Raw genomic sequence first — 12,023 nt, 5'->3', positions numbered from 1 at the left:
ATGGTGGGTGTGTGTGGCCGGGCTGCGACCGCGGCCCGTCCTGGTGCGAAAGCCACCACGTCGACGACTGGAAACACCACACCTACGCACCAGGCCGTACAGACATCGATAACGGGGCACTGCTCTGTCACTTCCACCACACCCATGTGCATTCTTCTGAGTGGAAACTCGCCATGCAGAACGGCGTCCCCGTTTTGATCCCACCGAAAAGCATCGACTGGGAACAAACCCCCAGACCCTGCTCCCAAATCAGATCCAGACGACGCGGCCCACTACCAACGACACCATTACCGCCATGGGTCAGACAACCACGACCATACACAACCTGATTTCGGACTCTAAGTCCGAGCTTGCGAAGTAGCGCGTGCCCGCCACTGTGCGCGTCTTGCGTGCCCCGCTGAGTGCCTGCCGTCAACACCGTGTGGGGCGTGCCAGATCGTTCGCCGACCGGCGTAGCCTGTAACAGTGAGTACGAAACGAATCGCCCTTGTGACCGGTGCGACAGGGTATATCGGTGGCCGCTTGGTTCCACGGCTGCTCGAGGCGGGCTTTGACGTTCGGGTGCTGGTGCGATCTCCGCAGAAGCTCTCGGATGTGCCTTGGGCCGGCAAGGTCGAAATCGTGAAGGGTGACTTGAGCGAGAGGGCATCCATTGCCGACGCGTTCGAGAACGTCGACGTGCTCTACTACCTTGTGCACTCCATGGGCGGCAAAGGCAGCTTCGATGGAACTGAGTTGGCCTCGGCCCGAAATGTCGCCGAACTGGCTCTGGTCGCTCAGGTGAAACGCATCGTCTACCTGGGAGGGCTGCACCCGCAGGGCGTGAGCCTGTCGCAGCACCTGCGCTCGAGGGCTGCGGTCGGCAGTATCCTGATGCAGTCCGGCGTTCCAACGGTAGCTTTGCAGGCGGGCGTGGTCATCGGGTCGGGTTCGACGAGTTTTGAGATGATCCGCCATCTGACTGAGGTGTTGCCGTACATGCCGGCGCCGAAGTGGGTGCGCAACTTCATTCAGCCGATCGCCGTGCGTGACGTTCTCTACTATCTGATCGGGGCAGCAGATCTACCCGACGGGCTGAACCGAACGTTCGACATCGGCGGGCCGGATGTTCTGCGTTACGGCCAGATGATGAATGGGTACGCCGTCGAGGCTGGGCTGCATCAACGGCCGATCGCTCCGCTGCCGGTGCTGACGCCGTGGCTTGCCTCGCAGTGGGTGAATCTGGTTTCGCCGATTCCTCGCAACCTGGCCGTGCCGATCATCGAGTCGCTTCAGTTCGAATGTGTAGCGCAAGAACACGATATTCGGTCGCTCATCCCTGACCCGGAAGGCGGCCTCACGGGTTACCGCCGCGCAGTTCGCCTTGCGCTCGGCAAGATGCGCGATGGCCAGGTGGAGACGAGCTGGCAAGACAGCTATGTGCAGGGTGCACCGAGTGACACGCTGCCGAGCGACCCCGATTGGGCCGGCCACACCGTCTACACAGACCTTCAGGTGCGCGAGACCGATGCGAAGCCGGGCGACCTGTGGCGGGTCATCGAGGGCATCGGGGGTGACAACGGGTGGTACTCCTTTCCGCTCGCCTGGGCGGTTCGCGGTTGGATGGACAAGGTCGTCGGGGGAGTGGGGCTCCGACGCGGTCGCCGAAACCCCGATCACCTGCACACGGGCGATGCGCTCGACTTCTGGCGTGTCGAGCAAATCAAACGTGGCAACTTTCTGCGGCTCCGTGCGGAGATGAAGGTTCCCGGCCGAGCATGGCTCGAGATGACGGCGGCCCCTCGTGAAGGCGGCGGATCGCACTACACACAGCGGGCGGTGTTCTTTCCGCGCGGATTGGCCGGTCGGCTGTACTGGTATTCGATTCTGCCGTTTCACGGGTTCATTTTTCCCGGGATGGCGAATCGCATCACCGAGGCGGCGTTGCGTGAGGCGAAGCGAAAGAACGAGCATCCGGAGCCCACAGCACGGGTTGATGCGAGCAAAGCGACCACCGCCGAAGAGATCGCTTAGCATCTGCTTCGGTGCACACAGGGGTGGGCAGTCGCTGTGAAAGGTGCGTCGACTCTGGAGCTTTGGCTCGGCCAGCGAGAGAATGAATGACCGCGAAGCAGAACCATCACGGAGAAAACATCTCGGAGGCTCACATGCCCGAAAATTCAACACTCGTGTTTCTCGGCGACAGCCTGACAGCGGGCGGCAAGTGGCAAGAGTGGTTTCCTGATTTCGAAACCCACAACCTCGGAGTTGCGGGCGACACGTCAGACGATGTGAAGGCCCGACTCGACGAAGTCGTTGCCCTCGATCCAGGAACAATCGTCGTTCTCATCGGGGCCAACGATCTGGCCAAGAGGCGCACGGTCGAACACATCGTGCAGAACATCGAGACGACATTGGCGACACTGCGCAGTGAGTTGCCTGACGCCGAGATTCTGCTGCAGTCGGTGCTGCCGAGGGGGCACGAGTTCTCAGACGAGATCCGCGATATCAACCGCCATATCTGGCAGTTCGCGTCGAGCGTGCGCACGCACTATCTCGATCTCTGGCCGGCCCTCGGCCTCGCTGATGGCGAGTTGAACCCCGAATACACGACCGACCGGCTTCATCTCAATGAAGCCGGCTACGGGGCATGGCTCTCAGAGCTCGAGCCCGCACTCGAGCGAGTGCACGGGCTGCCGCCCAAGAGCCGCCCGATCCGGCTGCCGGAGCTGCGCAACATCAACAACTGACTCCGCCGAGGGTGCGGGGTGAGTGCAGCGGCACGAAGTGCGGCGGTCGGCCGCCAACGTGCCCGATGGCCTTCGACGCCGTCGCGACGCCGCGCTCGGCAGCCAAGGCACTGAGCGCTTCGAACCTCTTGGTATCGACCTCATCGCTGGCTGGCAGCCCACCCAGCAGCCCGCTGAGAAAGCCGGCGTTGAACGCGTCACCGGCTCCGGTGGTGTCGACAGGTTCGACGGGCACGCACGGGGCCTGTATGCGAAGGCCTGAGCTGGTGGCGACAAGGGCACCACGCCGACCCAGAGTGAGCGCCACGATTCGAAAGTGCTGCGTGAGGGCATCCACGATCGCTGCCGGCTCGGTGAGGCCGGTGAGGGCGATTCCCTCGTCGAGGTTCGGGAACAGGATGTCTGCCCCGCGCACCGCATCGAAGAACGCGGCTGCGCCGTGGTCGGCGATGAACCCTGACGAACCGGGGTCGACCGACACCGTGACCGAGTGCTGGGCTGCCCGCCGAATGAGTTCGGTGAACCCTTCGCGCGGCTGCCCGCTGAACAGCGTGTATCCCGTGAAGTGGAGGTGCGTCGCGGCCCGCAGCAGCTCGTCGCTGACATCGTGCGGTGAGGTGTCGACGTTCGCACCTCGCTCGGTGAGCATCGTGCGGGTGTCGTGTTCGTCGACGATCACCACGATAGTGCCGGTCGGCAACACGTTCTCGCCCAGCAGGTGAGGAGTGACCCCGGAGTCTCGGAGGGAGTTCTCGTGGCGCTGCGTGTCGACGACGTTGGTGCGACCCACAAAGTCCACGCGGGTGCCGAGCGAGCCGAGCCAGGCGGCCGTGTTCGCCGCCGACCCGCCCGCCCGGCGTTCGATGCTCGACAGGGTGTCTGTGTCGCTTCGGATGGGCCCCGACGGCCTGACGATGATGTCGTCGAACACATCGCCCACGATCACCACACGGGTATGCGCGGCGGTCGCCGACGAGAAGTGCCCAGCGACCCGGCCCGCGAGTGGGCCGGAGTCACTCACGGGTGCTCCAGGCCGTGGCGATCTCGCCAGCGAGCCGCACGTTGTTGCGGGCGATGTCGAGGTTCACCTCGAGGCTTCGCCCACCCGACGCGCCGACGATGTACGACAGCAGGAACGGCGTCACCGCCTTGCCCCGGATGCCCTGCGTATCGGCCGCAGACAGAGCCTCGAGCAGCACCCGGTCGTGCTCCTCGGGAAGCCACTGCAGCTCGATCGGCAACGGATTCGCCACGATGATTCCCTGCCCGTGGCCCAGCTCGTCTTGCGCCTGCATGACTGCGGCTATCTCCGCGGGCGAGTCGGCCGACCAGTCGATCTGCTCACCCGACTCGGTGAGCCAGAAGCTCGGAAAGTTCGTGGTGCGGTACCCGAGCACAGGAACGCTCAGGGTCTCAAGCCGCTCGAGCGTGCCCGCGATGTCGAGAACCGACTTGACCCCGGCAGCCACCACCGTGACCCCAGCGAGAGCGAGCGAGCTGAGGTCGGCTGACTCGTCGAAGGTCGTGCTCGCCCCGCGGTGCACACCGCCGAGGCCGCCCGTCGCGAACACCCGCACACCCGCCTTGCCTGCCAGATACGCCGTTGCCGCCACCGTGGTCGCACCGCTGATCTTCTTGGCCGCCAGAATAGGCAGGTCTCGAACACTCGCCTTGACCATGTCTTCGTTTGCAATTCGCGACACCCCGTCGGCGTCGAGCCCGATGCGTGGTACCCCGTCGAGCACTGCGATGGTGGCCGGCGTGACACCCGCGCTGAGCAGAATCTCTTCGAATTCCTGCGCCGCCGCCAGATTGCGGGGCCGAGGCAGCCCGTGCGAGATGATGGTCGATTCAAGCGCAACGACCGGGCGCCCGGCGGCCAGGGCCTCGGTGACGGCTTCGGAGATGACGAACGGCTGGTGTGAGCTGGGAGGCATGTGGTGCTTTCGGTCTCGGGTGCGGCCTGAGGAGCGGGCTGGCGTGCAGTTATTCGTTCTAGGCTAGGGCTTATGCCCTCACGAGACGATGCCATTTTCGACGAAGCCGAACACCTCGAACGTCTACGGGCACAGGAGCGTCTGCTGCAGTTCGAATCGTTCGACTACGACGATGCGTGGGCCGTCGGTTCGCGCCTTCGCGATGGCGCACTCGAACAAGACCTGCCCATCGCCATCTCGATCGTCTTCGGGCAGCAGCGCGTATTCCACGCGGGCCTGAGCGGCTCGTCGGCTGACAACGACGGCTGGCTCGAACGCAAGTTCAACGTGGTGCGGCGGTTCAATGAGGCCTCGTTCACCGTGGGCACCCTTTTTCGTTCGCGGGGCACCACGTTCGAGGCGAGCTCGAGGCTCGACCCGAACCAGTTCTCTGCCCACGGCGGCGCATTTCCGATTCGCGTTCGCGGCTCCATCGTGGGGATCGTCGGAGTCTCGGGCCTCGCTCAGGCTGACGACCACGACCTCGTCGTCGAAGCCCTCACGTGGTTGCGGGGCGAGCAGTGAGCAAGTCGTACCGCGAGCCGAACCGCCGGCCCGTGCAACCGCCGGCACGCCGGCCCGGCAGCGCAACCCAGTCCCGATACCCCACCTTCACCAGAACCGCGCTGGCGCCGGGACTGCTGGGTGCGATCATCCTGCTGGCCGCCGTCGCCGTGCTCAACTCAGGCTGGTTCACCATTTTTCAGTACGCCATCAGCATTCTCGCGCTGATCGTGTGCGTCTTCGCCTGGCAGGCCAGGCAATGGTGGTGGCTCATCGGGTTGGTGCCCATCGCTGTGATCTGGAATCCCGTGTACCCGCTCACGTTCGACGTGCTTCTGTGGGACGTCATGCACCTTGCCGCGGCGGTCATTTTCGTGGCCGCGGGCCTGCTGATCAAGATTCCCGTGTCGACGAAGAAGTAACCCGCCCGCGTCGGGTAGAATGGTGTATGCACCGCGCAGTTGCTCTAGCGCCGACCGTCATGCGTTGAATTCAAACACGCAGAATGTTGCTCGGCCCTGACTGCCGGTGTGAACCTCGTGCTGGCGTGCAGACGCCAGCTTCGGCTCACTACTCCACAGGAGGAGCATGTCCCGATCAGGCGCCCGCCGATCTACCCGCACTGTTGACAACACCGGTCTCATTCCGATTCTCGCGCGCAAGGTGCGCGAGGTCGAGGCCGCAGCTCAGCGCGGCAAGGTCGTTCCGTCGAACCGCACCAAGTTTCTGGTTGTCGCGCTGCTCATGCGCGAAGAGCGGGCCCGCATCAAGGGTGATGCCGAGCTCGGCGACGGCGAACGTGCCGAGCAGCTGAAACGCCTCGACGGCATCGCGGGCATCCTGGCCCAGACGGCCGCCCGCGACACCTCGCTCATCACCCTGCTCGAGAGCGACGCCGCGGTGTCGCCGGTGGCGCAGCGCATGCGCCGCGAATACCTGACGGATGCCGGCATCGAGGTTCCAGAAGAAGAGGCACCGGCACCGGTTGCTGCTTCGCCTTTCGCCGCCGGGTTCGGCTCGGGCGCCGGTTTTGCTCCCGGTTTTGCCGCAGACTTCGCCGAACGCCAGGTCATGCCGCAGTCGGTCAAGGCCCGCCAGCTCGCAAACCCCTTTCTCGCTCCCGACTTCAACGCCGCGGCCGCGCAGAAGCCCGCCTCCCGCGGGCGCCTGTCGAGCTGGGAACTGCTCGGCCCGCTCTACCGGGCGTTCGAGTACGGCTCCGGTGGAACCGTGGCCAGCATGGATCTGCCGCCCGCCCCGACCATCGACCGCATCTCGCCTCCCGGTCGCGAGCTCATGCACCACCAGGCGCGGTTCATCGCCTCTGTCGCCGCCGGTCACCGCTCTTTTCTGCTCGCTGATGAACCAGGGCTCGGCAAGACCGCACAGTCATTGCTCGCCGCCAGCGTGTCTGACTCGTACCCACTGCTCGCGGTCGTTCCTAACGTCGTGAAGATGAACTGGGCCCGTGAAGTGGAGATCTGGACCCCGCACCGCCGCGCCACGGTCATTCAGGGCGACGGCGCCAATCTCGACGCCTTCGCCGACGTGGTGATCGTGAACTACGACGTTCTCGACCGCCACCTCGCCTGGCTCGGCTCGCTCGGCTTTCGCGGCATGGTCGTCGACGAGGCCCACTTCATCAAGAACCTGCAGTCGCAGCGCTCGAAGAACGTACTCGCCCTCGCCGACCGCATCCGCCAGTTCGCACCCGGCGGCGACCCCCTGATGATGGCTCTCACCGGCACCCCGCTCATCAACGACGTCGACGACTTTCGCGCCATCTGGCAGTACCTCGGCTGGATCGACGGTGACAAACCCACCGCCGGGCTCATGGAGAAGCTCGAAGAGACCGGGCTCACCCCGGCCGACTTCGGCTTCTTCGCCGAAGCGCGCGAGGCCGTCATCGACATGGGCATCGTGCGCCGCAAAAAGGTCGACGTTGCAGCCGACCTGCCGGCGAAGCGGGTCGTCGATCTGCCGGTTGAACTCGACGATGACCTCGGCCGATCCATTCGCCAGGCCGAAGCTGAGCTGGGCAAGCGTCTGGTCACGCGATACCGCCGCTCGGCATCCAGTGCCGTCGGCGCCAGCTACGACACGTCAGACGGCCCCAACCCCGAACTCATGCGCATGGTCGCCAAGGCCGAGCTCGAAGAGTCGAAGGCGTCGTCGTCGGGCGAGAACGTGTTCACCATGGTGCGGAAGATCGGCCAGGCCAAGGCCGGCCTCGCCGCCGACTACGCCGCGCAGCTGGCCCGCTCGGTGGGCAAGGTGGTGTTCTTCGCCAAGCACATCGACGTCATGAACCAGGCAGAAGAGGCGCTGGCGAAGGCGGGGTTGAAGACCATCTCGATTCGCGGCGACCAGAGCGCTACATTCAGGCAGACGCAGATCGACGCGTTCAACAACGACCCAGCCGTCTCTGTGGCCGTGTGTTCGCTCACCGCCGCCGGCGTGGGGCTGAACCTGCAGGCCGCCTCGAACGTCGTGCTGGCCGAACTCTCGTGGACTGCAGCCGAACAGACCCAGGCCATCGACCGCGTGCACCGCATCGGCCAGGCCGAGCCGGTGACCGCGTGGCGCATCATCGCCGCCCAGACCATCGACTCGAAGATCGCCGAACTCATCGACAGCAAACAGGGCCTCGCCGCCCGCGCTCTCGACGGGTCTGACGTCGACATCACATCGACCGACAGCGTTCAGCTCGACGCCCTCGTGCACCTGCTCGAGCGCGCGCTGCTGGCGGGGGTGCGCTGATGATCTCCACCGGCAGTGCCGCCACCCACAACGTCGCCCTCGAGAATTCGCTCGAACCGGATGCTCCCGAAGAACTCTTCGGTGAGATCTCGGGTCTCACCGGGGCTCCGAGGTCGTGGCCGAAGCGTCACGGGCGCCCCGACGTCATCGTGCGAAAGGGCATGCTCGCCCTCGTCAACACCACACTCACGCCGCACGACGCCATGGTCGAAGACCTGCTGTTCGTCCGTCGCGCACTGATTGATTCGGCGATACCGTTCTTTCTCATCCGCGGCAACGACGAACGGCCGGTCGTCGTCGTCGACAAAGCTCTGCGACGAAAGCTCGAAGGGGCTCTGGCCGCGGCGTGCGAAGACGAGCCGATGTACTCGAAGACGGTACTGAAGACCGTTCGTGGCACCAAGCGCCCGCCGGTTCTGGTCAGTGAGGGAAGCCTTTCAGAGAGCCGAAAGGCGCGCATCTTCCGCGTGTATCGCCCCCGCGTCGAACCCATCGGCGGGCTCACCTACGGGTCGTCGATCGGCATCGAGCTGCAGCTGTGGAGCTTCGACGACGAGAACATCATCTGCCCGGTCGAGAACTCGCTCACTCGGCAGATCCTGCCCCGCAGCGAAGCCATTCCCACCACCGTCGACCTGTACGGCGTGCGCTGGAACACCCTTCGCGGCATGTTCGACGTGCAGGCCACCGACGTGGTGTTCGACATCGACATGGTCTTCTCCTGGGTCGACGGAAACGACATCGAGTACCAGCGTCGACGCAGGGCGCAGGCCAGCGAGTACGTCGCGGGCGACGGCGACGATTCGGATGCCCGGTACCGTCAGATCGACGAGCTGAAGTACGCCCTCAGATCGGTGTACCTGTTCGCCCCGTGGGTGCGGCGTATCTTCATCGCCACAGACTCTCCGAAGCCGACGTGGCTCGCCGAGCATCCGCGCGTCACCTTCGTTCGAAGCGAAGAGTTCTTCAGCGACCCGTCGGTGTTGCCCACACACAATTCGCAGGCCGTCGAGAGCCAGCTGCACAACATCCCGGGCATCAGCGAGCACTTTCTGTACTCGAACGATGACATGTTCTTCGGCCGGCCCGTACAACCGAACATGTTCTTCTCGTCGGGTGGGGTCACGAAGTTCATCGAAGCTCAGACGCGCATCGGGCTCGGTGAGAACGACCTCGAGCGCAGTGGTTTTGAGAACGCGGCGCGGGTCAATCGTCGCCTCTTGTTCGAGAAGTTCGGTCGCATCATCACGCGCCACCTCGAGCACGCGGCAGCGCCGCTTCGGCGCAGCGTGCTCACCGAACTCGAGCGGGAGTTTCCCGACGACTTCGCGCGCACCGCGGCGAGCCGGTTCCGGTCGAGCACCGACATCTCAGTGACGAACTCGCTGTACCACTACTACGCGCTCATGACGGGCCAGGCCGTGGTGCAGGAGGCCGCTCGGGTTCGCTACGTCGACACCACCCAGCGTTCGGGGCTCGGCATGTTGCCGGGGCTTCTCAACAAGCGCTCGTTCGACTTCTTCTGCCTGAACGATGGCAGCTACCCCGAGGTCTCGGCCGAGGAGCGCGCGTCGATCGTGCAGCTGTTTCTGGAGCAGTACTTTCCGTTCGCGGCACCGTGGGAGACCGGCGAGTAGAAGCGTTCGCGCTTATGTCGGGGTGCTACCCAACCGGGTATGCACCCCGACTACGCAGAGGCTCAGACGGAGACGCGAACCGCCGCAGCGGGCGCGAGTACCTTCTCTGCCGAGGTGCCGGGCGCCGAGACCGCGACGGGCGCGGCGACCGCAGCGATGGCGGGAACGGTGAGCGGCTCCTCGGCCACGACGGGCGCGCCGGCCGGGGGAGCGAACGAGACGCCGGCCTTCTCGAGGATGTCGGCAGTCTCGGCCGCGCTGACGAACGAGACCTCGGGGTAATGACCGATGGGCACGATCGAGTGCAGCACGGTGTTCTCGAAGACATGGATGAGGTTGAACGCCTGCGCACCATCTTGGGCGCGGGTGCCGCCGACCTCGACGTTCAGGTCTTGCGTGTAACAGGTGGCTGACGCGACCGACACGGGAACCCCGGCGAACATGGCCATGCTGGAGTAGTGCAGGTGGCCGGCGATGATCGAGCGCACGTCAGAACCCTGGATGACCTCGGCGAGGGACGCCTGGTCGCGAAGCTCCACCATCACGGCCAAATCGAGCACACTCGGCACGGGCGGGTGGTGCATGGCGAGAATCGTGCCGTGCGGCGCGGCCGTCGACAGCTCTTCGGCGAGCCAGTCGAGCTGCTCGGGCGTGACCTCACCGTAGTGCGACCCGGGAACAGTGGAGTCGAGCGTGATGATGCGGAGACCGTTCACGTCGTAGACGCGGTCGACCGGCTTCATCGACGGCAGCTGGTCGAGCAGGGTTGCGCGAAACGCCGCCCGGTTGTCGTGGTTGCCCATGACCCAGATAACCTCGGCGCCGAGCTCAGCTGCAGCCGGTTCGACAATGGCGCGCAGTTTCTCGTACGCCTTCGGATCACCCTTGTCGGCCAGATCTCCCGTGAAGACGATGGCTTCGGGGCGTGAACCCGAGGCATGCAATTCGGCGAGAATCTCGCGCAGATGGCCTTCGCTGTCGACCTTGCCGTACAGCAGGTCGTCATTGCCGACGAAGTGTGTGTCACTGAAGTGCAGAATGAAGTGGTCTGGCCGAGCGTACTGGGCCAAGCTGCTAGCCATCGAAGATAACCGTTTCGGGTAGTTTTACCGCGGTGTCAGGCGCATCGCGGGTATTTCTGAGTACCACCCAACCAGACGAAGCTGAACGTGTGGTAAACGCCACGCGGCAATGTGCACAAGTGTGTCATTCTGAATTCTTGTCTGAGGCAGCATGAGCGGTGACGAAAGCGGGTGTGCGGTGAAGAGTGTGAAATTCTCGAGCGTGATGAAGGGAATCACGGCCATTCGGCCGAGCAACCACCAGAACCCCTCGCGCGATACGGCGGCCCTCGCGGCAGATTCGGCTCCGGATGCCCGCGCCGAGGCCCGTCGCAACAGCACGATCGACAACGCCATCTACTCCGGTGGCACGCGGGTTCTGTCGCCCGCATCGCCGGCCGAGGCCATCACGGCACTCGAAACCATCCCCGATTCGCTCGGCTGGATCGGCCTCTTCCGGCCCAGTGCCGAAGAACTGTTGGCGATGGAGAACAGTTTCGGTCTGCATCCACTGGCCATCGAAGACGCGGTCGCGGCCCACCAACGGCCCAAACTCGAGCGCTACGGTGACGTGCTCTTCGTCGTGCTGCGCGCAGCCTTCTACGTCGATGAGCGCGAAGAGGTCGAGTTCGGCGAGCTGCACCTGTTCGTCGGGCCGAACTTCGTCGTCTCGGTTCGACACAGCGAGTCGCCCGATCTGTCGGTGGTGAGGCGCCGCATGGAGAGCGAGCCCGAACTGTTGTCGCTCGGCCCAGTGGCCGTGCTCTACGCCATCATGGACGCGGTGGTCGACCAGTACGCACCTGTCGTCGCCGGGCTTGAGACCGACATCGACCAGATCGAGGCACAGGTGTTCGAAGGCGACCCGTCGGTTTCGAGACGCATCTACGAACTCTCGCAGGAGGTGCTCGACTTTCAGCGGGCCACCCTTCCGCTCACCGCCATGCTGACGAACCTCCGCACACTGTTCGAGCAGGTCGAGGGCACTCTCGAACTCAAACGCGCCTTTCGTGACGTCGCCGACCACGTGACCGTGGTCAACGACCGCGTCGACGGCTTTCGGCAGACCCTGCGCGAGATTCTGACGGTGAACGCCACCCTCGTGGCGCAACGGCAGAACGAAGACATGAAGAAGCTCGCCGAGACGAGCAATCACCAGAACGATGAGGTGAAGAAGATCTCGGCGTGGGCCGCCATCTTCTTCGCCCCCACGGTGGTCACCGGAATCTACGGCATGAACTTCGACAACATGCCCGAACTGCACTTCACGTGGGGCTATCCGGCCGCGATCGGGCTGATGGTGGCGCTCAGTGTAGGCCTTTACGGCATGTTCAAGAAGCGCGGTTGGCTGTGAGC

At 64.6% G+C, this 12,023-nt stretch carries 10 protein-coding genes; 7 read left to right on the top strand and 3 right to left on the bottom strand.

Annotated features, from left to right (window positions below; translation table 11 throughout):
• The first annotated feature begins 465 nt into the window (after positions 1–465).
• Entirely contained in the window at positions 466–2,013 is a 1,548-nt protein-coding gene (locus D4765_RS04215) for an SDR family oxidoreductase (protein ID WP_170225101.1), read from the top strand.
• 134 nt (positions 2,014–2,147) lie between these two features.
• Positions 2,148–2,729 (top strand): GDSL-type esterase/lipase family protein, encoded by a 582-nt coding sequence (locus tag D4765_RS04210; RefSeq protein WP_136640955.1) that lies wholly within the window; start codon positions 2,148–2,150, stop codon positions 2,727–2,729.
• Here the strand turns inward: D4765_RS04210 and D4765_RS04205 are convergent.
• Positions 2,719–3,750: a carbohydrate kinase family protein gene (locus tag D4765_RS04205; RefSeq protein WP_161580355.1), complete on the bottom strand. Its 1,032-nt coding sequence runs from the start codon at positions 3,748–3,750 to the stop codon at positions 2,719–2,721. The genes D4765_RS04210 and D4765_RS04205 overlap by 11 nt on opposite strands.
• A complete protein-coding gene (locus D4765_RS04200) occupies positions 3,743–4,666 on the bottom strand; it encodes a pseudouridine-5'-phosphate glycosidase (RefSeq protein ID WP_136640953.1) in 924 nt (307 codons plus the stop codon). The genes D4765_RS04205 and D4765_RS04200 overlap by 8 nt, the downstream gene beginning before the upstream one ends.
• A 72-nt stretch (positions 4,667–4,738) precedes the next feature.
• Between D4765_RS04200 and D4765_RS04195 the strand changes: the two genes are divergently transcribed.
• The 4 genes from D4765_RS04195 (at position 4,739) to D4765_RS04180 (ending at position 9,606) form a co-directional block, all read left to right on the top strand.
• On the top strand, positions 4,739–5,230 hold the full coding sequence (locus D4765_RS04195) for a heme-degrading domain-containing protein (protein ID WP_136640952.1): 492 nt from the start codon (positions 4,739–4,741) through the stop codon (positions 5,228–5,230).
• Positions 5,227–5,631: a DUF6804 family protein gene (locus D4765_RS04190; RefSeq protein ID WP_237280249.1), complete on the top strand. Its 405-nt coding sequence runs from the start codon at positions 5,227–5,229 to the stop codon at positions 5,629–5,631. Before D4765_RS04195 ends, D4765_RS04190 begins: the two co-directional genes overlap by 4 nt.
• A gap of 166 nt (positions 5,632–5,797) precedes the next feature.
• Positions 5,798–7,969, top strand: a complete 2,172-nt coding sequence (locus D4765_RS04185) for a DEAD/DEAH box helicase (protein WP_136640951.1) — start codon at positions 5,798–5,800, stop codon at positions 7,967–7,969.
• Positions 7,969–9,606, top strand: a complete 1,638-nt coding sequence (locus D4765_RS04180) for a stealth family protein (protein WP_136640950.1) — start codon at positions 7,969–7,971, stop codon at positions 9,604–9,606. Before D4765_RS04185 ends, D4765_RS04180 begins: the two co-directional genes overlap by 1 nt.
• 62 nt (positions 9,607–9,668) lie before the next feature.
• Here D4765_RS04180 and D4765_RS04175 read toward each other — a convergent pair whose 3' ends face one another.
• Complete coding sequence (locus tag D4765_RS04175) at positions 9,669–10,688, bottom strand: phosphodiesterase (protein ID WP_136640949.1); 1,020 nt, start codon at positions 10,686–10,688, stop codon at positions 9,669–9,671.
• 178 nt (positions 10,689–10,866) lie between these two features.
• On the opposite strand from D4765_RS04175, the gene D4765_RS04170 reads away from it, so the two are divergent.
• Positions 10,867–12,021 carry a magnesium and cobalt transport protein CorA gene (locus tag D4765_RS04170; RefSeq protein ID WP_237280248.1) on the top strand — a complete coding sequence of 385 codons (1,155 nt, stop codon included), beginning with the start codon at positions 10,867–10,869 and terminating at the stop codon, positions 12,019–12,021.
• The last annotated feature ends 2 nt before the right edge of the window (positions 12,022–12,023 follow it).

Source organism: Subtercola vilae, from assembly GCF_004923255.1.
In the GTDB taxonomy this organism is placed as follows: domain Bacteria; phylum Actinomycetota; class Actinomycetes; order Actinomycetales; family Microbacteriaceae; genus Subtercola; species Subtercola vilae.
This window is presented reverse-complemented; position numbering and strand designations above follow the sequence as displayed.

Excerpts from the sequence above, each read along its gene's own strand:
- D4765_RS04180 (WP_136640950.1), top strand. The coding sequence starts at position 7,969 with ATGATCTCCACCGGCAGTGCCGCCACCCACAACGTCGCCCTCGAGAAT.
- D4765_RS04175 (WP_136640949.1), bottom strand. The coding sequence starts at position 10,688 with ATGGCTAGCAGCTTGGCCCAGTACGCTCGGCCAGACCACTTCATTCTG.
- D4765_RS04185 (WP_136640951.1), top strand. The coding sequence starts at position 5,798 with ATGTCCCGATCAGGCGCCCGCCGATCTACCCGCACTGTTGACAACACC.
- D4765_RS04210 (WP_136640955.1), top strand. The coding sequence starts at position 2,148 with ATGCCCGAAAATTCAACACTCGTGTTTCTCGGCGACAGCCTGACAGCG.
- D4765_RS04200 (WP_136640953.1), bottom strand. The coding sequence starts at position 4,666 with ATGCCTCCCAGCTCACACCAGCCGTTCGTCATCTCCGAAGCCGTCACC.
- D4765_RS04195 (WP_136640952.1), top strand. The coding sequence starts at position 4,739 with ATGCCCTCACGAGACGATGCCATTTTCGACGAAGCCGAACACCTCGAA.